At 65.1% G+C, this 19,936-nt stretch carries 22 protein-coding genes and 1 other RNA gene; 13 read left to right on the top strand and 10 right to left on the bottom strand.

The genetic code is table 11. The annotated features are described in order from the left end of the window. Positions 1-7: 7 nt before the first annotated feature. From A7D16_RS18885 to A7D16_RS18855, 8 genes are all read right to left on the bottom strand, one after another. Positions 8-1,183: a LacI family DNA-binding transcriptional regulator gene (locus tag A7D16_RS18885; protein ID WP_064634852.1), complete on the bottom strand. Its 1,176-nt coding sequence runs from the start codon at positions 1,181-1,183 to the stop codon at positions 8-10. A gap of 138 nt (positions 1,184-1,321) precedes the next feature. Further along, the gene (locus A7D16_RS18880) at positions 1,322-2,170 is read right to left on the bottom strand and encodes a transporter (protein WP_064634772.1); all 849 of its coding nucleotides are present in this window, start codon (positions 2,168-2,170) and stop codon (positions 1,322-1,324) included. A 357-nt stretch (positions 2,171-2,527) separates the two neighbouring features. Further along, positions 2,528-3,265 carry a DUF2058 domain-containing protein gene (locus A7D16_RS18875; RefSeq protein WP_330462466.1) on the bottom strand — a complete coding sequence of 246 codons (738 nt, stop codon included), beginning with the start codon at positions 3,263-3,265 and terminating at the stop codon, positions 2,528-2,530. Positions 3,266-3,283: 18 nt separating this feature from the next. After that, complete coding sequence (locus A7D16_RS18870; protein WP_024939344.1) at positions 3,284-3,520, bottom strand: SlyX family protein; 237 nt, start codon at positions 3,518-3,520, stop codon at positions 3,284-3,286. After that, positions 3,513-4,859, bottom strand: coding sequence for a UDP-glucose dehydrogenase family protein (locus A7D16_RS18865; protein ID WP_064634770.1), 1,347 nt, complete (start codon positions 4,857-4,859; stop codon positions 3,513-3,515). Before A7D16_RS18865 ends, A7D16_RS18870 begins: the two co-directional genes overlap by 8 nt. Before the next feature lie 24 nt (positions 4,860-4,883). Further along, on the bottom strand, positions 4,884-5,807 hold the full coding sequence (locus A7D16_RS18860; protein WP_239687050.1) for an FKBP-type peptidyl-prolyl cis-trans isomerase: 924 nt from the start codon (positions 5,805-5,807) through the stop codon (positions 4,884-4,886). Further along, complete coding sequence (locus A7D16_RS24205; protein ID WP_239687052.1) at positions 5,725-5,910, bottom strand: hypothetical protein; 186 nt, start codon at positions 5,908-5,910, stop codon at positions 5,725-5,727. Before A7D16_RS24205 ends, A7D16_RS18860 begins: the two co-directional genes overlap by 83 nt. 35 nt (positions 5,911-5,945) lie before the next feature. Further along, on the bottom strand, positions 5,946-6,503 hold the full coding sequence (locus A7D16_RS18855; protein WP_064634768.1) for a glutathione peroxidase: 558 nt from the start codon (positions 6,501-6,503) through the stop codon (positions 5,946-5,948). A 136-nt stretch (positions 6,504-6,639) separates the two neighbouring features. Here A7D16_RS18855 and A7D16_RS22075 point away from each other — a divergent pair, with 136 nt between their 5' ends. The 8 genes from A7D16_RS22075 (at position 6,640) to A7D16_RS18820 (ending at position 11,272) form a co-directional block, all read left to right on the top strand. Further along, a complete protein-coding gene (locus A7D16_RS22075) occupies positions 6,640-6,888 on the top strand; it encodes a hypothetical protein (protein WP_082925878.1) in 249 nt (82 codons plus the stop codon). A 2-nt stretch (positions 6,889-6,890) separates the two neighbouring features. Continuing rightward, positions 6,891-7,253 (top strand): GntR family transcriptional regulator, encoded by a 363-nt coding sequence (locus A7D16_RS18850; protein WP_003483692.1) that lies wholly within the window; start codon positions 6,891-6,893, stop codon positions 7,251-7,253. Next, the gene (locus tag A7D16_RS18845; RefSeq protein WP_064634767.1) at positions 7,250-8,125 is read left to right on the top strand and encodes an ABC transporter ATP-binding protein; all 876 of its coding nucleotides are present in this window, start codon (positions 7,250-7,252) and stop codon (positions 8,123-8,125) included. Before A7D16_RS18850 ends, A7D16_RS18845 begins: the two co-directional genes overlap by 4 nt. Then, the gene (locus A7D16_RS18840; protein WP_064634766.1) at positions 8,122-9,108 is read left to right on the top strand and encodes a hypothetical protein; all 987 of its coding nucleotides are present in this window, start codon (positions 8,122-8,124) and stop codon (positions 9,106-9,108) included. The genes A7D16_RS18845 and A7D16_RS18840 overlap by 4 nt, the downstream gene beginning before the upstream one ends. A gap of 10 nt (positions 9,109-9,118) precedes the next feature. After that, complete coding sequence (locus A7D16_RS18835) at positions 9,119-9,943, top strand: DUF4097 family beta strand repeat-containing protein (RefSeq protein ID WP_064634765.1); 825 nt, start codon at positions 9,119-9,121, stop codon at positions 9,941-9,943. 32 nt (positions 9,944-9,975) lie between these two features. After that, positions 9,976-10,506, top strand: coding sequence for a DUF2884 family protein (locus tag A7D16_RS18830; protein WP_064634851.1), 531 nt, complete (start codon positions 9,976-9,978; stop codon positions 10,504-10,506). Positions 10,507-10,567: 61 nt separating this feature from the next. Next, a non-coding RNA gene (locus A7D16_RS18825) (sX9 sRNA) lies at positions 10,568-10,644 on the top strand. A 205-nt stretch (positions 10,645-10,849) separates the two neighbouring features. Beyond that, positions 10,850-11,272 (top strand): hypothetical protein, encoded by a 423-nt coding sequence (locus A7D16_RS18820; protein ID WP_064634764.1) that lies wholly within the window; start codon positions 10,850-10,852, stop codon positions 11,270-11,272. Between the two features lie 191 nt (positions 11,273-11,463). Here A7D16_RS18820 and A7D16_RS18815 read toward each other — a convergent pair whose 3' ends face one another. After that, entirely contained in the window at positions 11,464-12,870 is a 1,407-nt protein-coding gene (locus A7D16_RS18815) for a class II fumarate hydratase (RefSeq protein WP_064634763.1), read from the bottom strand. A 269-nt stretch (positions 12,871-13,139) separates the two neighbouring features. Here A7D16_RS18815 and A7D16_RS18810 point away from each other — a divergent pair, with 269 nt between their 5' ends. The 3 genes from A7D16_RS18810 (at position 13,140) to A7D16_RS18800 (ending at position 16,604) form a co-directional block, all read left to right on the top strand. Then, positions 13,140-14,462: a hemolysin family protein gene (locus A7D16_RS18810; RefSeq protein WP_064634762.1), complete on the top strand. Its 1,323-nt coding sequence runs from the start codon at positions 13,140-13,142 to the stop codon at positions 14,460-14,462. 36 nt (positions 14,463-14,498) lie between these two features. Next, complete coding sequence (gene purB / locus A7D16_RS18805) at positions 14,499-15,866, top strand: adenylosuccinate lyase (protein WP_064634761.1); 1,368 nt, start codon at positions 14,499-14,501, stop codon at positions 15,864-15,866. Between the two features lie 234 nt (positions 15,867-16,100). Beyond that, the gene (locus A7D16_RS18800) at positions 16,101-16,604 is read left to right on the top strand and encodes a DUF3060 domain-containing protein (RefSeq protein WP_064634760.1); all 504 of its coding nucleotides are present in this window, start codon (positions 16,101-16,103) and stop codon (positions 16,602-16,604) included. 174 nt (positions 16,605-16,778) lie between these two features. Here A7D16_RS18800 and A7D16_RS18795 read toward each other — a convergent pair whose 3' ends face one another. After that, positions 16,779-17,054: a PDZ domain-containing protein gene (locus tag A7D16_RS18795; protein ID WP_283161848.1), complete on the bottom strand. Its 276-nt coding sequence runs from the start codon at positions 17,052-17,054 to the stop codon at positions 16,779-16,781. A 445-nt stretch (positions 17,055-17,499) separates the two neighbouring features. On the opposite strand from A7D16_RS18795, the gene A7D16_RS18790 reads away from it, so the two are divergent. Then, positions 17,500-18,987, top strand: coding sequence for a ribosomal protein uL16 3-hydroxylase (locus A7D16_RS18790; protein WP_064634759.1), 1,488 nt, complete (start codon positions 17,500-17,502; stop codon positions 18,985-18,987). Next, on the top strand, positions 18,984-19,913 hold the full coding sequence (locus A7D16_RS18785; RefSeq protein ID WP_064634758.1) for a GNAT family N-acetyltransferase: 930 nt from the start codon (positions 18,984-18,986) through the stop codon (positions 19,911-19,913). Before A7D16_RS18790 ends, A7D16_RS18785 begins: the two co-directional genes overlap by 4 nt. Positions 19,914-19,936: the final 23 nt, after the last annotated feature.

Genomic DNA, 19,936 nt, shown 5'->3' with positions numbered 1-19,936 from the left:
TGCCTGGTCAGCGGCCTGAGGCCTTGGTGGGGGAATGGGCGGAGGTGCTGCTTGGGGGAGATGCTGAAATTTGCGCTGACGGCGCGCACGCGCTGCTCGCACGAATCTTCAAGGCGACTGCCGCGGTCAGCTGCTGCGAAGCGAGGTCGGGGCTACCGATCCGTTGCAGCACCAGTTGCGCGGCCTGTCTGCCACGCGCGCGCGGGTCGGCAGCCAGGGTGGTCAATGCAGGCGTGAACAATGCCGCTTCGGCGATGTCGTCGAAACCGGTCACCGCAAAATCGCGGCCCGGCACGATGCCCTGCATCGCCAATGCCGCCATCAGGCCGAGCGCGACGCTGTCGTTGTAGCAGACCGCAGCGGTTGCAGCCTGCGCAGCGCTGCCCAGCATGCGCGCGCCGCACAGCGCAGCGTCCTGGCGGTTAGGTGCGGACTCGACGTAATGCGTTTCCAGGCCTGCCGCCTCCATCGCACGCGCGTAGCCGGCGCGGCGCTGACGGCAGGAACTGGACTCGGCATGCCCGCCGAAAAACACGATGCGCCGATGCCCTTGTGCGATCAGATGCGTGCAGGCCAGCAATGCGCCCTGCGCGTTGTCCAGCGCCAGCAGATCCCAGTGCGTGCCCTCCACCTCACGGTTGAACAACACCACGTTGCGTTGGCGGCCGAGCACCTGGGTCAGCGCCTGCGCCTGGCTACCTTCGGCCGGCGATAAAATGATGCCCGCTGGCGTGTGCTCCATCAGCGAAGCGAGCACTGCCTGCTGGCGTTGCGTCGATTCGCCGGTGCTGCCGAGCAGCGTCACATAACCGGCCGCGCCCAAGGCCTCATCGACACCGGCGGCAAACTCCGCAAAGAACGGGTTGGACAGATCGTTGATGACCAGCGCGATGCTGGACGAGGTGCGCCGGCGCAGGTTGGCCGCAGCACGGTTGTAGACATAATTCTGCCGATCCAGCTCGGCTTCGACGCGCGCTCGCGTGCTCGCGTGCACCAACGGGCTGCCACGCAGCACCAGCGACACCGTCGCCCGCGACACGCCGATGGCGCCTGCGATATCGCGCAAGGTCACCGCTGTGCGGCGCACGCGTAGTGCGTCGGCGTCCTCCGTCGTCGTGGATGTCGGCTTGGCAGGCGTCACGCGGCACGCCTTGCGTTGGAAGAAATGCGCATGCATTGGCATCAAATTGGATCGATCCAATTAGGCCTTTTCCAGGCCCCCAATGCATGCGGCAGTGCAACATAGGCGCTCACGCACCCGAATGCGCCTCAGCGCGTAACGCGGTCTGGCAAGCGACGATCGTTCAGCGGCTTGGCGCACTTACTGAAACGCGATCGACAACCCGATGCCGCCCTGCCAATCCGGGCTTTCCGACGTCAGGCCACGCAGCACCGACACGTCCAGCTGCATCGCGTGCGGCAGTTGCCAGGCGCCACCCGCACCGGCGACGCGCGAATGCTCGCTGCCGGTATCGAAACCCGCTTCGACGTAGCTGCTGAAATGTTCGCCGGAAAAAAACGTGTAATTGGGCGCGAAGGTCCAGGTGTGCCCATCGTCGTCGCGCGCGTAATTGACATACAGCGCGATGGCGCGTTGCTGCGGCATATCCCAGGACGCAGTCACTCCCAGTTCGCGTGAATAGCCATCACTGAACGCCGGGCTGCCGGTCGGCACGCTATAGGTACCCAGCGCCGCCCACTGAAAACCATCCGAACGTGATGGCAAGGCCACCTTCAACCCGACATGGCTGTCGCCTCCACCATGCACCCGCGTACCACCGCCATGCTGCCAGTTGTAGCTGTCGCTGCCGAGCTGCAACTCGACGTTCTGAAACAATCCCAGCCGCAGCAGCGTATCGGCGGTGTATTGAGTGGTGCGCTGCCCCTCGCTGCGATCGGTGCTCGCATCCGGCAAGCCCTGCTCCCAGGCGAACGCACCCGGCTGCAGCGTTTCCGCAGCGAACGGAATGCCAGGACGGTCGAAGGCCGGCGCATCGTCCGCCTGCGCGGCGGCCTGCCCACTGGCCGCGCACAGCGCCAGCATCATCACCGCGCGCGACACCGTTCGGCGAGGCGCCCGCACACGCACGCGACCAAGCGCACAAGATTCAACGGCCGCCACGGCGCGGGATTTCAGGGAGTTCGACGACAGGGACATACGCAGCACCATTGGCAGGAGAGAGCGGGCAAGCAGGGGGCGACGCCACGGCACGATAAATCCACCTGCATCGACCGGCGACGGCGCGCATGGTGCCGCGCCCGCCGTGACCGGCTTGTATAGCGGCGCCTTGGCCTTGTCTTCGGCTCAGCCGGTCGCGGTTAGCTCGATACCATTGCATGGGAAACGGTGATCAAGAACCAGCACGTGTGCTGGGTCCGACAATCGATGGCCGCCATTCGGTTGACGCTGCCGGGGGCAGCAGGTCCGACCAGAACGTTATCGCTGCCTTCTTTGGGTCCAGGAAAACACAAAGAAAATGGGCACCCGCAGGTGCCCATGCATCACCACACCGCATGCGTTGCGGTGTTACCAGACCAGGTCGTCGGGCACTTGATACTTGGGGTCCGCGTACGGGTCGTCGCCGGCCGGTGCGTTGGGGTCCACCTTCAGCGCGACCGATGGTGCGAACACCGCTTCGGCCTCGGCCAGCACCTCGGCGGTCACCAGCAGATAGCGCCCGTTGAGTTGCAGCACGCCCAGCTCGCCGGCATTGAGTGCCTTGAGCTGGTCGGCGGTGACGTAGATCCGCTTGATCTTGCCGCCATACGGGAAATGCCGGGCAATCTCCGCATCAGCGTGATTCAGGCCCTTGTCCTTGAGCAGCTCTTCGAGCTTGGCCTTGGCTTCGCGACGCAGGCGTGCTTGTTCCTGCTTCACGCGCTCGGCTTCGATACGCTCGTCCTTCTCGCGCTGGGCGCGGATGGCATAGGCCTTGGCCAGATCGATATCTTCGCGCGTACGTGCCGGCTTGGGGCCGCGGCGGTCGGCATTGAGATGCTGCGGACGCGGCGACGCGCCGGGCTTGCCGTCATGACGACGTTCGGGCCTGCCATTGGGTTTGCGCTCGCCGTTGCCGTCGGTCGCCGCAGCGGCGGCTTGCGGCCGCTGCGGTCCCCTGCCCTGGCCCGGCCTGTTGCCGCCGGGCGCTGGCTTGCCACCGTTGCCATGCGAACGCGCGGCAGGCCGTGCGTCGGGTTTGCGTTCGGGCTTGGGGGCGGACTTGAAGCCCAACCCAAGCAACTGGTCACGTAAGGTATCGCTCATGGCGGTGGCAATCTGCAATCAATAGTGCGGAGGCGGCGGTTCGTCCGCTGCATCGGCAAACAACGTGGAGCGCACCTTGCCCAGATCCTCGAGCAGGTGGCGGATCAGTTCGGCGTTGCGGGCGCCGGTCAACCGGGCGTCCGCAAGCGCTTCACTCAGTTCGTTGAGCGCCTGCTCCTGAAAGGACAGGCGCGTTTCCAGTTCAACCAACCGCGCGTCCAGTTCCTGGTCGCGCGGCGAGAGTTGCTCATGCATGCAACGAACGGCCTCGTCCGATGGCGTAATACGCCAGACCTGCGGCTTCGATTTCCTGCGGGTCGTAAAGGTTGCGGCCGTCGAACACGACGTCGTCCTTCAGGGCCTGCTTGATCTTGCCGAAATCCGGGCTACGGAACTGCTTCCACTCGGTGACCACGACCAATGCGTCGGCACCTTCCAGTGCGGCAAAGGCATCGTCGCAGAAGGTCAGGTCGTCGCGCTCGCCGAAGATGCGCTTGGCTTCATGGGTGGCTTCCGGGTCGTAGGCACGCACGGTGGCACCGGCTTCCCACAACTGCGCCATCAGACGACGGCTGGACGCGGCACGCATGTCGTCGGTATTGGGCTTGAACGCCAGGCCCCACACTGCAAACGTCTTGCCGGCGATGCTGCCGCCTTCGCCGCTGTAATGGCGCTGCACCAGTTCGAACAGATGCCCCTTCTGCGCGTTGTTGACGCTTTCCACCGCGTTCAGCAGGGTCGGCTCCATGCCGTATTGCTCGGCCGTCTTGGCCAGTGCCTGCACATCCTTCGGGAAGCACGAGCCGCCGTAACCGGCACCGGGATAGATGAAGTGCCAGCCAATGCGCGGATCCGAACCGATGCCGTTACGCACGTGCTCGACGTCCGCCCCGACACGTTCGGCAATATTGGCGATCTCGTTCATGAAACTGATCTTGGTCGCCAGCATCGCGTTGGCCGCGTACTTGGTCAGCTCGGCCGAACGCACGTCCATTTCCACGATGCGGTCGCGGTTGCGGTTGAACGGTGCGTACAGGCGACGCATGCGTGCGATCGCCGCCGGCTTCCTGGCACCGATCACGATGCGATCCGGACGCATGCAGTCGGCAACGGCGTCGCCTTCCTTCAGGAATTCCGGGTTGGAGACGACGTCGAACTCGTGCTCCACGCCGCGCGCATCCAGCTCTTCCTGGATTGCCACGCGCACCTTGTCGGCAGTACCGACCGGCACGGTGGATTTGTTCACGATCACCGACGGACCCTCGATGTGGCGGCCCACGGTACGCGCAACCGCGAGCACATACTGCAGGTCGGCACTGCCGTCTTCGTCCGGCGGCGTACCCACGGCGATAAAGGTGATTTCGCCATGCGCAATCGCCTCGGCGGCGTCGCTGGTGAAGCGCAACCGGCCAGAGGCGTGGTTGGCTTTCACCATCGGCTCCAGGCCGGGTTCATAGATGGGAATCACCCCACGATTGAGACCATCAACTTTCGCCTGGTCGATATCCACACAGATAACGTGATGACCGACTTCGGCCAGACAGGTACCGGTGACAAGACCAACATAACCGGTACCAAAGATCGCAACTCGCATGGGTGGGGGTACTCCTGTGGGGGATCAGGGAAGGATACCCATCAGTTCGACATCGAACGTCAACGTTGCGTCTGGTCCGATCGGCCCCCCCTGCGTGCCGTTCGGGCCATAGGCCAGGTTGGATGGAATCCAGAAACGATATTTCGAACCGACCGGCATCAACGCGACGCCCTCGGTCCAACCGGGAATGACTTGGTCCAGACCAAACTCGGCCGGCTGGCCGCGCTGGTAGGAACTGTCGAAGACCTGCCCGTTGAGCAGCTTGCCTTCGTAATTCACGCGCACCTTGTTGGTCCGCATCGGGCGCTCGCCGCTGCCCTGGCGCAGCACCATGTACTGCAGCCCGGACGCGGTGGTGATCACGCCTTTCTCGGTTTTGTTCTTGGCAAGGAAGGCGTTGCCTTCTTCGCGATTCTTGGCACCGGCAGCGCCCTGCTTGGCAGAAGCGAACGCCTGCATGGTGGCGGCGGCTTCCTGCTGGGTCAGACGCGTGGTGCCCTTGGCGAACACGGTACGCACCGCTTCCATCAGGATCGCCAGATCGATCTCGTCCTTGATGCCGGCCAGCGACGGGCCCACCGCGCGATCGCCGAGCATCAGGCCGACATTTTCCTTGGACGGCGCGGCAGGCGCCGAGCCCGGCGCCATGCCCGGCACCTGCTGGCCGTTACGGGCAGCGAGCGCGGTACGCAGTGCGGTATCGGTGGCCTGGGTCTGCTCGTCCGACAACAGCGGCTTGCCACCCTTGAATGCATTTTCGATGGCGCGTTGCATTGCGCTCACATCGATGTCCTGGGCGATCGGCTCGAACGAACGTGCCACGTCCATACCGATGGCGTAGCTGACGTTGTCGCGCGTGCTCTTCTCAGACGATGCATTCAAAACTGGCTTCTCCTTGGTGGCCGCTGCGGCCGGTTGCTGCGACATCGCCGGCATCGATGCCGACATTGCCACCATCAGTAGCGACGCCGCCGCGCCGCGCTTTCCCATCTTCATTCGATGCAGTTCCCGAAAGTGAAAAGACACGCCACCGACGGCGCTGAATGCGCATTGTCGCATGTGCGCGCGGCGATGCGAGAGCTGCGCTCAGCGCAACGGCGCCTTGAGCTCGCGTTCGATTGCCGCCAGCACGCGCGGATCGTCCGGTTTGATCTTGCTGGGGAACTGCGCAACCACACGTCCATCGCGACCAATCAAATACTTGTGGAAGTTCCAGCCCGGCGCCACGCCGGTGGCTTGCGTCAAGCGCTGATACAGCGGCGTTGCCTGCGCACCCAGCACATGCACCTTCTCAAACATCGGGAACTTGACGCCATAGGTCAGCGTGCAGAATTCCTGGATCTGTTTCTCAGATCCGGGTTCCTGTCCCTGGAAATCGTTCGACGGGAAGCCCAGCACGGTGAAGCCGCGGCTGCCGAAGCGCCGGTTCAGCGCTTCCAGCCCTTCGTACTGCGGGGTGAAGCCGCACTTGCTGGCGGTGTTGACCACCATGACCACCTTGCCGCCATAGGTACGGTTCAGGTTGATTGTCGCCTTGCCGGCCAGCGGCCGGTAGTCAAGATCCAGCACCGAAGCGCCGGCGGCCATCGCCGATGTCGCAAAAAAGCCAGTAAATACAATAGCTAGCAGACGATTGAGCAACATGAGCAACGCCCTTGGATAGGTTGAGGCGGCGCACCCGGCGAGGAGTGCCATCGGTTGGGGGTGACAGACAGTTGACTGCCTGCGTGTCGGTGTTATAGTTGAATACAACACCAGTCATCCAACGCAGGGGGAAAGCATGAACAGCACACGCTTCACGCGACCAGTTCCGCTGTTGCTGTTCGGCAGCACCCTGTTTGCCATTGGTTGCCTGGGAGCCGCTTCCAGTCAGGTGACGGAGTCCGGCGCCGATTATGGCGTGTCGGGGGCGGTTACGGAAAACGCGACAACTCCCCCCGAAGCGCGTCCCCGGCCTGGCCGGCACCTGCGCGCTTCGCTGTCGATGCCCTATTTCTCCTTCGCGCAGGCTCTGCGCCCACGGAGCTGATCATGAACGACATTCAATGGAGCGACGGCGCTCCCATCTACCGCCAACTCAAGGAACGGGTGATTGCCATGATGCTCGATGGAATCCTCAAGCCTGGCGACGCCCTGCCCTCGGTACGCCAGGTGGCGGCCGACTACCAACTCAACCCCATCACGGTCTCGCGCGCCTATCAGGAACTGGCCGACGAGAACCTGGTGGAGAAACGCCGCGGCCTGGGCATGTTCATGACTCCGGAAGCCGCACAGAAACTGCGCGGCAGCGAACGCGAGCGTTTCTTGAATGAAGAATGGCCTGCAGTGCTGGAAAGGATCCAGCGCCTGGGACTGTCCATCGACGATCTGTTGCCACAGGGAAAAACACCATGACCGCCGTCTCCTTTGACCATGTGGTCGACGCACGTGGCCTGCGCAAGGCCTACAAGCATCGGCTCGCGCTGGACAACACCAGCTTCACCATCGCCGCCGGCCGTATTGTCGGCCTGATCGGCCCCAACGGCGCCGGCAAGACCACCGCGCTCAAGGCGGTATTGGGGCTGACCGATTTCGATGGCGAATTGAGCGTGCTAGGAATGGATCCGCGTACCCAGCGCAATGCGCTGATGAACGAGGTCTGCTTCATCGCCGACGTAGCGGTGCTGCCGCGCTGGCTGCGGGTTGGCGAGGCGATCGATTTCGTTGCCGGTGTGCATCCGCGCTTCGATCGCGCCAAGTGCGAGCGCTTTCTGGCCAATACCCAGCTCAACCGCAAATCGCGGGTGCGCGAATTGTCCAAGGGCATGATCGTGCAGCTGCATCTGGCGCTGGTGATGGCCATCGATGCGCGCATCCTGGTGCTGGACGAACCGACCCTGGGGCTGGACATCCTCTACCGCAAGCAGTTCTACCAGCGCCTGCTGGAGGATTACTTCGACGAGCAGAAGACCATCATCGTCACCACCCATCAGGTCGAAGAGATCGAACACATCCTCACCGATGTGATGTTCATCCGCGACGGCCGCATCGTGCTCACCGCCGACATGGAAAGCGTGTCCGAGCGCTATACCGAAGTGTTGGTGAGTGCCGACCATCTGGACGCAGCGCGCGCCTTGCAGCCGATCGACGAGCGCAGCCTGCCGTTCGGCAAGACCGTGATGCTGTTCGATGGCGTGCCGAAAGAGCAACTCGCCCGTTTCGGCGAAACCCGCAATCCCGGCTTAGCCGACCTGTTTGTTGCGGTCATGAAGGGGACCTACGCATGAATGCAGTGACCAACCAAGCATCACCCGCACGCACCTTCGCCTGGCTGCTCAAACGCGAGTACTGGGAGCACCGTGGCGGCTTCGTGTGGGCACAGTTCATCACCGGCGGCATCGCGGTGTTCTTCGCGTTGCTGGGCGCGGTGATCGGCGCGATCAGCGCGCGCCGCAACAGGGTCGGCGACAGCATCACCATGGACGATCTGGCCGAATACACGCGCACACTGGGCCAGGTCGGCGACGGCCTGCTGCTGGGCGGCATCGGTATCGCCTCGGTGGTGCTGGCGTTCGTGGTGTTCTTCTATTCGCTGGGCAGCCTGTACGACGACCGCCGCGACCGCAGCGTGCTGTTCTGGAAATCGCTGCCGGTGTCCGACGTACAGACGGTGCTGTCCAAAGCCGCCTGGGCGTTGCTGCTGGCGCCGCTGATCTCCATCGCCATCGGTGCCGTGGTCGGTCTGGCGTTGTGGTTGATCGCCATCGTTGGCGCCTTGATTGCCGGCGTGCCCAGCCCCTGGGCGCTGGCGACCCACTCGCATCCGTTCTCGCTGCTGTGGCTGCTGCTGAAGACCGTGCCGATGAGTCTGCTGTGGGCGTTGCCGACCGTGGGCTGGCTGATGTTCTGCTCGGCCTGGGCCAGCAGCAAGCCGTTCCTGTGGGCGGTGCTGTTTCCACTGCTGGCCTGCGTGATGCTGAGCATCCTGGCGGCGATGCCCGGCGTGTCGCTGCCGATCGGCTGGGTCTGGTACATCGTCGGCTACCGCGGCCTGCTCAGCGCCCTGCCCGGCACCTGGTCGCCGTTGGCCGTCAGCGGCAATCTGGACAGCAGCACGCTGCAGAACCCCAGCGATCTGGTGCAGTGGGCGCTGCAGCACACCGACAGTTCGCGGGTCTACGGCAGCCCGGATATCTGGATCGGCGCAGCCATCGGCATCGCGCTGATCGCCGCCTCCATCTATCTGCGCCGCCGGCGCTCCGAAGCCTGAAGGACCTCTCATGCGCCTGCCCCTGACCCTGGCCCTTCTGTTCGCATTGCCCGGTGCCGCGGCTGCCGAAGAGCAATGCAAGTACTCCGAGCCGCGCAGCCTGGAGCTGCAACTGGCCGGCGTGAAGTCGGTGCTGTTCGAGGTCGGCTCCAACGACCTGCATCTGGACGCGTTGCCCAGCAGCGGCGGGAAACTGAGCGGGCGCGCCTGTGCCGCCAGGGCGGAACTGCTCAAGGGCCTGACCGTGACCCAGAAGCGCGTTGGCGACAAGCTGGTGGTAACCCTGGCCGAAGACCGCCTGATCCGCATGTCCATCGGCGAAAACTATTCGTACCTGGACCTGCGCGGCAGCGTGCCGAACACCGTGCTGGTGCAGCTCGGTGTGGATTCCGGTGATGCGCAGATCACCGGCGCCGCATCCGTCAGCGCCGATGTCGGTTCGGGCGAGATGACCGTCCGCCGCAGCAAGGGACGTGTCACCGCCAAAGTGGGCTCCGGCGACATCGAGCTGGAAGATATCGGTGCGCTAAGTGTGCTGGCGGTGGGCTCAGGCGACCTCAAGGCGCGTGAGGTGCACGGCGCGGCAGAAGTGGCGAAGGTCGGCTCGGGCGAGGTCAAGCTGCGCGGCGTCACAGGCAACGTCAAGATCGGCGCGATCGGCTCGGGCGACGTCGGCATCGAGGATGTGCAGGGCAATGTCGGCGTCGAGACGCTCAACTCCGGGGCGCTGGATGTGCGCAAGGTGCGTGGCGATGTGAGCGTGGCGCGCAAGGGCAGCGGCGATATCGATGTGAGCGAGGTCACCGGCAGCACCCGGGTGCCGGCAGACAAATGACGACTTCTTTCAGGATGTGGGGGGAATTGCAGATGAAATTGCTTGTTTCGGCAGTAGTGATGAGCGTGTTGCTGGTGGGCTGCGGCAAGTCCGAACCCACCGTCCATGTTTCCGGCCAGGCCAACGATGCCGGCGTGACGTTCAACGGAAAGAGCCTGACGCTCAAACGCCAGGGCCTGCCCGCCGCCAGCATCGGCGTGGATGGGGCGCTCAGCATTGACGGCAAGCCGGTGGACTTGAACCAGGCACAACGTGAAGCCATGCGCGGCTATTACGCGCAGGTCCAGGGCGTGGCCAAGAAAGGGGTCGACATCGGCACCCAGGGCGCGGCTTTCGGCGCCCATGCGGCAGGCGCAGCGCTCAAGGGCGTGCTCAGCGGCAACCCGGATCAAATCGGCGACAAGATCGGAGCCGAAGCGGAAACCTTCAAGAACAAGGCCATGCAGATCTGCGATCAGCTGGGCAAGCTGCGCACCGCGCAAGATGCGGCTGCGCAATTGGTGCCTGCGTTTGCGCCGTATTCGAGCCTGACGCAACACGATGTCGACGATTGCCGCAACTGACAGCGGCTGGCAACACACCTGTGCTCACCGCCAGGCGGGCGCGGCGGTGTTCGGAATCGGCGTGTACCACGTTGTACGCCGCGGTTCTGAGCGCGCCGCCCGCACCCATCTGACGAGCGCTCGCCAGGTTTGTTCGCCGCCCTAAACGCGGCGGTTCGGCGGCTGCGCATGGGTTGACCTGCGCACCTGCCGTTCGATCGTCGAGACAGCACAATGGCGCGTGGCCTGCGCCCCCCATAGCTGAAAGGCCTGCGACATTTTGTCAGCGCTCCCGGCAGCCCCTGCCCGGTCCGCAGGCCGCCGCGGGATTACACTAGTGCGATTCCCTTGACCCATCGACCCCATGAACAAGTTCGTGATGCTCTGCATGGCGCTGCTGCTGTGCACTCTCGCCGCCTGCGGCGATCAGTCGTCCCGTCGTGCCGAACGTGGCAAGCCGCGCGTGGCGATCACCACGCAGTCGGTGATGCTCCGCCGGCCGCCCGCGGCCAACGCGGAGATCACGCCGGATGGCACGCTCAAGATCGACGACATCGCGCTGCCGCAGAACGAGCCGACCCGCGTCAAGTTGCAGCTGCTGTTCGGCCACCTGCAGATGCTGCGTCAGCAGGCGGTCAACGAGGCCGGCCCGGATCCGGATTACAAGTCGATCAAGCTGACCGCCACGCCGGAAATTCAGAAGATCAGCGGCGAGTTGCTGGATGAAATCCCGTCGCTGCAGCCGTATCGCGAAAGTTTCGGCAATGTGCAGGCTGAGCGGCACTAAGTAACGCGCGAAGCTGCGGGCAAACCGCGGCTTAGCGTGAACCTTGTAGATACCGTCTTACCTTCATTGGGCAAGCGCTTTCAGCGGGTCAAACGCGGTGCCTGATTTGAGGAGCGCGCCTGAGCGCGATGAGGCGTTATCGATAACGCTTCATCGCGCACGAGTGCGCTCCTACACACACGCAGCAATGATCAGCCACCGCCGCCCGTGCTGCCGGCCTGGATGCCGCCACGCGTCAGCGCGGCCGGATCCAGCAACCGCCGCAGATCCGCTTCGTTGAGTCCGCTGTCTTCCATGGCCACATCCAGCACCGGGCGCTGTTCCTTGTAGGCACGCTTGGCGATTGCGGCTGCCTTTTCGTAGCCGATGATCGGGTTGAGCGCAGTGACCAGGATCGGATTGCGATCCAGCGCCTCGCGCACACGCTCCTGACGCACCTTCAAACCGGCAATTGCGGTATCGGCCAGCAGCCGCGCGACGTTGCCCAGCAAGGTGATCGAATCGAGCAGGTTGTAGGCGATCAGCGGCAGGGTCACGTTCAACTGGAAATTGCCGGTCTGCCCGGCCACGGTGATCGCGGTGTGGTGGCCGATCACCTGCGCGCACGCCATCACGGTGGCTTCGGGAATCACCGGGTTGACCTTGCCCGGCATGATCGAGCTGCCTGGCTGCAACGCCGGCAACTCGATCTCGCCCAGCCCCGCCAACGGGCCGGCATTCATCCAGCGCAGGTCATTGGCGATCTTGATCAGCGCTACCGCCAACGCATTGAGCTGACCGGACAACTCCACCGCATCGTCCTGCGCGGCCAGGCCTTCGAACTTGTTGTCCGCACTGTCGAACTTGCATTTGCTCAGGCCCGACAACGCCTTGGCCACCTTGCCGCCGAAACGTGGGTCGGCATTGATGCCGGTGCCGATCGCGGTGCCGCCCAGCGGCAGCCGCCGCAGGCGTTTGAGCGCATCGTCGATACGCTCCTGCGCCGAACTCAGCTGCGCCGACCATGCACCGAATTCCTGCCCGAAGGTCAGCGGCATCGCATCCATCAAGTGGGTGCGGCCGGTCTTGACGACCTTGTCCAGCGACTTGGCGCGCTTGTCGATAGTCTTGCGCAGATGCTTGAGTGCCGGCTGCAGATGTTCCTGCACCGCAAGCAACGCAGAGACGCGAATGGCAGTGGGGATCACATCGTTGGAACTCTGCCCCAGATTGACGTGGTCGTTGGGATGTACCGCATCCTTGCCCGCACGCGTAGCCAATGTGGCGATCACCTCGTTGGCATTCATGTTGGACGAGGTGCCCGAGCCGGTCTGATACACATCGATCGGGAACTGCGCATCGTGCGTGCCCTGGGCCACCTGCAAGGCGGCGTCCTGCACTGTCTTGGCAATCGCTTTGGGCAGCAACCCCAGCTCGGCATTGACGCCGGCGGCGGCGGCCTTGATCAACCCCAGCGCGCGAATGAAGCCCCGCGGCATCGGCTGGCCGGACACCGGAAAATTCTGCACGGCACGCTGGGTCTGCGCGCCCCACAACGCATCGGCGGGCACCTGCAATTGCCCCATGCTGTCGTGTTCGGTCCTGAAACGTTCGCTCATCTGCACTCTCCGCACATTGTTGGTCTGTGGTGAAGGATGGCTGGCAGCGGGCGTACCCACGCTGGCGAGGCTGTCTACGATACTCGCTCGCCGCGTTGCGACGATGTCGTCGCGCGCCGTTGGCTAGACTGCCGGTTGATCACGACGAGGTACCACGCCGCCATGGGCGACGACCCTGCCTGTAGAAACGCACTACCCGCGTTTGTTGGCGCTCTACATCGAACCGCTACCGCCCACACGCACCGCTCCAGTAGCGAACGGCGGCAGACATGCTAGGTAATGTCCTGTTGCTATTCGTTGCGCTCTTGCTGGTACTGTTGAATGGCTTCTTCGTTGCCGCCGAATTTGCGCTGGTCAAGCTGCGCCACACGCAAGCGGTGGGCCTGGCGCAGACCAACGGTTGGCGCGGGCGATTGCTGCTCGGGGTGCATGCGCATCTGGATGCCTACCTTTCGGCGTGCCAGCTCGGCATCACCCTTGCCTCGATCGGATTGGGCTGGGTCGGCGAACCGGCCTTCGCGCATCTGCTGCAACCGCTGTTCGATACGCTGGGCCTGTCGCCGGAAGCTGCACAGTTCACTGCGCTGGCGATTGCCTTCAGCCTGATTTCGTTCCTGCACATCGTGCTGGGCGAACTGGCGCCCAAGACCATGGCGATCCGCCGCCCGGAACGCATGTCGTTGTGGACCGCCGCGCCGTTGTATGTCTTTTACTGGATCATGTATCCGGCGATCTGGGTCCTCAACACCAGCGCCAATCGCCTGCTGCGCGTGCTCGGCTGGGGCGATGTGGAGCATCAATCACACCGCTATTCGCGCGAAGAACTGAAGCTGATCGTCGGCCGCCAGGACCCCAATGCGGCCACCCCCGACCACGGCCTGGCCCTGATGAGCCACGCACTGGAATTGCCGGATCTGGTTGCCGGCGATCTGATGCGCCCGCGCGAGCACATGCGCAGCCTGCGCGAAGGCATGACGCTGGAAACGGTGCTGGCCGAATTCAGCGAATCGCGCTACAGCCGTTACCCCTGGTTCGACGCCGATGGCGAGCAGGTACTGGGCATCCTGCACACCAAGGACCTGCTGGTGGCGATGGCGCGCGGACAGGAGTTGGACGATCTGCGTCCGCTGCTACGCCCACCCACCCTGCTGACGCTTGAAACCCCGATCCCCAGCGCGCTGGAGCAGTTCCGCACCGGCACCACCCATCTGGCGCTATGCGTGGAAGACGAAGGCCGCATCCTGGGTTTTTTCACCCTGGAAGACCTGCTGGAAGTGGTGGTCGGCGAGATCGAGGACGAGCACCGCCATGTGGTGCGCGACGCCCCGGTACGCAGTCAGGACGGCTCGCTGTTGGTGGCCGGCAGCACCTCGATCTTTCGCCTGGAACGCCTGCTCGGCCAGGACCTGAGCGCTCCGGACCACGTCAATTCGGTCGGCGGGCTGATCGTGCATCAGCTGCAGCGGCTGCCCGAAGAAGGCGAAACCCTGGAACTGGACGGCCACGCGCTGACCGTGCGGCGCATGGCCGGCCACCGCATCCAGGCGGTGACGGTGCGGCCGGTGGGCGAAGCCGGCGCCGGGCCGGCGTAGAATACCGGTCCCGCCAGCTTTTCAGTGCCCCTGCCCATGTCGGATTCCGCCCTGCTCGCCCTGTCCCCGCTCGACGGCCGCTACGCTTCCAAAGTGGATGCGCTGCGCCCGATCTTCTCCGAATACGGCCTGATCAAGGCGCGGGTCAAGGTGGAAATCGAGTGGCTGCTGGCCCTGGCCGCCGAGCCGGGCATCGCCGAGCTGGCGCCGTTTTCGCCGGCTGCCACGCAGCGCCTGCGCGCCCTGGCCGACGACTTCAGCGTGACCCATGCCGCGCGGGTCAAGCAGATCGAGCGCACCACCAACCACGACGTCAAGGCGGTGGAATACTTCATCAAGGAGCAGCTCACCGATGATGCCGAACTGGGCCCGGCGCTGGAATTCGTGCATTTCGCCTGCACCAGCGAGGACATCAACAACCTCAGCTACGGCCTGATGCTGGAACAGGCCCGCCGCGAGGTGCTGCTGCCCGCGCTGGATGGCATCACCGCCTCGCTGCGCGCGCTGGCGCATGCCCAGGCCGCCCAGCCGATGCTGTCGCGCACGCACGGCCAGACCGCCTCGCCGACCACGCTCGGCAAGGAAATCGCCAACGTGGTCGCGCGCCTGGAGCGGCAACGCAAGCAGATCGCCGTAGTCGAACTGACCGGCAAGATCAACGGCGCGGTCGGCAACTACAACGCGCACCTGGTGTCGTATCCGGACCTGGATTGGGCGGCGTTTGCACAGCGCTTCGTCGCAAGCCTGGGCCTGGTGTTCAACCCCTACACCACCCAGATCGAGCCGCACGACAACGTGGCCGAGATCGGCGATGCCAGCCGCCGCGCCAACACCATCCTGATCGACCTGTCGCGCGACATCTGGGGCTACATCTCGCTGGGCTATTTCAAGCAAAAGCTGAAAGAAGGCGAAGTCGGCTCATCCACCATGCCGCACAAGGTCAACCCGATCGACTTCGAAAATGCCGAAGGCAATTTCGGCATCGCCAATGCGCTGTTCGAGCATTTTTCCGCCAAGTTGCCGATCAGCCGCTGGCAGCGCGATCTCACCGATTCCACCGTGCTGCGCGCACTCGGCACCGCCTTCGGCCATACCCAGGTGGCGCTGGATTCGCTGGCCAAGGGCCTGGGCAAACTCACCGTCAATCCCGAGCGTCTGGACGCCGACCTGGATGCGGCCTGGGAAGTGCTGGCCGAAGCCGTGCAGACGGTGATGCGCCGCCACGGCCTGCCCAACCCGTACGAACAATTGAAGGCGCTGACGCGCGGCCAGGGCATCACCGCCGCCTCCATGCAGGCCTTCGTGGAAAGCCTGCAGTTGCCCGAAGACGACAAGCAGCGCCTGCGTGCGCTCACTCCGGGCGGCTATACCGGCCTGGCCGAGCAGTTGGCGCGCGCCATCTGATCTGAGCGACAACACCGCTGCGGGCCCAATACGGGCCCGTCGCCGATATGCTGCCGCGCCCCGTTGGTCGCGCTCCCACACAGGGCCGCGCTGCCCGCGCCGGGTGCCAACTGCAGAGCGTAATGCTGGCTACGCCGTACGCCAACAACCGGCGCGGACCGTGGCTGGCAGCCGGTACATCGCCGACCGAGCCGGACTGCTATGGTCGCGAACTCATCCTTCAGGAGCCCGGCGATGCGCGCACCTCACACAGCACTGTCCCTGTTGACCCTGACCAGCGTGCTGGCACTGGGCGGCTGCGGCGGCGATGGCCCCGCCGCGCAGGCGTTGTCGGCGGCAGTGTCGTCCACGCTGACCGACCCGGCCAGCGGCGCCGATTGCGGCGGCAAGGATGTGCGCATTACCAAGGACAACGCCGACACCATCATCAACGGCGACTGCGGCGCAGTCACGATCACCGCCTCGCACGGCGCGCTGAACGTGGAGAAAGCGCGCTCGATCCGCGTGGAGGGCAGCAGTTTCACCGTGCTCAACGAACAGGTCGGCGAGCTGCGCATCATCGGCAGCAACAACACGCTCAATCTGACCAATCTCGACAGCGTCGACATCCAGGGCAACAAGAACCTGGTACTGGCACGCGAGGTGAAGCAGGTAAGGTTTTCTGGAAATGACAACACCGTCAATCCGTCCAGCACGCCCACCCTGGATGACCGCGGCAGCGGCAACAAAGTGATGTAAGCCGCGCGGCGCGTGGTTGCCGATGGGGCTCGCGTGGCCGCTTGGGGAACACTGCCGACTAGCGGTGATGTAATGCAGGCGCCCTTGCTGCCAGAGCATCAAGCCGATCAGCGAAAAACGCAGGCGCTGCATACCAGCGCGGACTGCGTCAGTACGTCGATCGGCGCCGGCCGATCAGGGCCGCCGCGCCGCCACCAGGGTCACTTCACGCGGCTTGGCGGCGCCCCGCACGATCACGAACCGCAAGGTTTCGCCGACCTTGCGATTGACCGCCGCCTTCAGCACATCGGCCTTGCTGCCTGCCACCGGGATACCCTGCGCCGACACGATTGCATCGCCGACCTGCAGACCGGCCGCGGCGGCCGGCGATGCCGGCTTGATGCCATCGATCTTGACCGACGTAAGGGTGGGGTTGAACGAAAAGCCTTCGCTTTCCACGGCAAAACCCAAACCGAATCACCCCTTCTGTTCCGCTGCCTGCACCGCACCGCTGATGCTCAGCACGGCGGTCAGCAACAATGCACCCGGTTTCCAACGACGCATCTGTCAGTTCTTTGTCGAAAGCAGCGCGTACGCCGCTGCGGTGCCCCAGTATCGGGCTCCTGATGCGGCGCGCTCATGTGCCATCGGACACCCGCCCTTGCGTCACGGCACGGGCGGGCACCCGGCCACCGTGCGGGCTGCATGGCGCCGCAGCGTTGTAGCGTTGTGATGTGACCGACAGCCGCCCGCAGTCATCCGCACCGCACAGGCCGAATTCACCACGTCCCTGAAGCCCTGCCTGTTGTCGCCCCAAGCGCAGGTGCAGATCCGGCGCAAGCATCGGACAATAGCGGCAGTCGCGCCGGCCCTGCCCGCGCTCCCAGTTTCCCATCGATCCCTGCAAGGACCCCCCATGGCTGCACGCAAGGCAAACCCTCCCGTCATCGAAGTCCAGGCCCGCCCGGGCCAGCCGTTGGGCATGCCGGTCGAACGCTTTCTGCGCAATTACTGGCACAAGCACCCGCTGCTGATCCGCAATGCCTTCGCGGACTTCGCCTCGCCGCTGCAGCCGGAAGACCTGGCCGGGCTGGCCTGCGAAGACGGCGTGCTGGCACGCCTGATCAGCCACGACCGCGCCACCGACAGCTGGGATGTGCGTACCGGCCCGTTCCAGGAAACCGATTTCCCCGGCCTGCCCGACCACGACTGGACCTTGCTGGTGCAGGACGTGGATAAATGGGACGCCGACGTGCGTGCCCTGCTGGAACAGTTCCGCTTCCTGCCGCGCTGGCGCATCGACGACATCATGATCAGCTTCGCCGCCACCGGCGGTTCGGTGGGTGCGCACGTCGACCATTACGACGTGTTCCTGCTGCAGGGCCAGGGCCACCGCCGCTGGCAGATCGACGCGCGCGCCGCTCAGGGCCGCAAGGCCACGCCGCTGGCATTCCGCGACGATGTCGAGCTCAAGCTGCTCAGCACCTTCAAGCCCACCCATGACTGGGTGCTGGGCCCGGGCGACATGCTGTATCTGCCGCCACTGGTCCCGCACCACGGCGTGGCAGAAGACGCCTGCCTGACATTCTCCATCGGCACGCGTGCGCCGTCTTCGGCCGAGCTGATCGGCGATTACCTGGACACCTTGATCGCCGATACCGACGAGGCCGTGCGCTATCACGATGAAGACCTCAAGGTGCCGGCCGACCCGTACGAGATCGACGTTACCGCGATGAACCGGGTGGTCGAAGCGCTCAACGCGCTGCGCATGAACGACCCCGATCGCCTGGGCGACTGGTTCGGCCGCTTCATGACCACCTACCGCGCCTCCGGCGACGTGGTGCCCGCGCCCGAGCCGATCCCGCGCGAAGCGGTGGAACAAGCGCTGGAAGAAGGCGTGCTGCTGCACCGCCACCCGTGGTCGCGGCTGGCCTGGCGGCGTGCCAAACGCGGCGCCACGCTGTTTTGCAGCGGTCTGGAGTTTGCGCTGTCGGCCAAGGACGCGTCCCGTCTGGCGGCAGCCGAAGAGATCGACGGCGCGCTGTACGCCCAGCTGTCGGTTCGCGGCCGCGAGGTGGTGCTGGAACTGCTGGCCCAGGGCCACTACCAGCGCGCCCACGAAGACGCCGGCGGGGACGTCGCCGACGACGACCACGCGCTGAGCGTGTCGGCCGGCCACGACCACGAAGAGGCCGAGGACGACGCACCGGAAGCGGACGGCCAGATCGATGCCGACGCCGATGTCGAACAGGTCGCCGACGACGCCGACACCCCGGCAGAAGTGCTGGATGCCGCGCAGGATAGCGCTGTCGAAAGCGACGCCGACGCCGAGCAGGACGACGACAGCGACATCGCCGACAGTACCGATTCCGACGACAGCGACCACGCCAGCAAACCGGCATGAGCCCGCACGCCAGCCCGCAGATCGTCACGCTGCACCCGGCCTCCGACGCCGCGGCGCTGCGTGCGCTGCGGCTGGCCTGCGTCACCGGCAGCGCTGGCGACACCGGCGATGCCGACTGGGACGCACTGGACCCGCTCAGCCTGCACCTGGCCACGCGCGTCGAAGGCCAGCTGGTCGCCTCGGTGCGGCTGACCGCCGACCGTCGTCTCGACCGGCTCGGCGTTCTGCCCGACTGGCGCCGCCGCGGGCTGGCGGATCCACTGCTCGCTGCCGCCATCGAAACGGCCCGGCGGCACGGCTGGCCCAGCCTGCATGCCCACGTCACCCCCAGTGCCCAGGCCGTGTTCGCGCGCCTGGGCTTTTTGCCTGACGCCACCCCAGATTCCCTGTCGGCGCCCATCGCATTGATGCGCGATGTGCCCGGCATCGCCATGCAGCGCCGCCTCGATGGACCGATGGCAGTCGACACCCTGGCCGCAGCCCTGGCCGCCACCACCGGGCTGCTGTGCGCCGCGCGCCGCCAGGTGCTGATCTACACCCGGGCGCTGGACCCGCCGCTGTTCGACAACCCCACCGTCCTCGATGCGCTGCGCCGCTTCGCCACCGCCCGTCACGACAAACGCGTGCAGGTGCTGGTGCAGGACACCGCCGGCGCCGCTGCCGGCAGCAGCGCGATGTTGCGTCTGGCCCAGCGCCTGCCCAGCGTGTTCCGGTTCCGCGCCGTCAGCGATCCTGTCGATACCAGCTATGCGTCGGCATATGTGGTCGGCGACGACGCCTACTACTTTCGTCCAACAGGTCATCGTTTCGATGATGGCGAGACCTGGTTGTCCGGTGCAGCCCGCAGTCGCCAGCTGGAGCGCGAATTCGCGCAGATATGGGAGCGCAGCGCGCTTTGGAACGAGCCGCGCGTGCTCGGCATCTGATGCCGCAGCGCCCTTCGCACGTA

Source organism: Xanthomonas nasturtii (assembly GCF_001660815.1).
GTDB lineage: Bacteria > Pseudomonadota > Gammaproteobacteria > Xanthomonadales > Xanthomonadaceae > Xanthomonas > Xanthomonas nasturtii.
The sequence above is the reverse complement of the archived record's forward strand: the minus strand, read 5'-3'. Positions and strand labels throughout refer to the sequence as shown.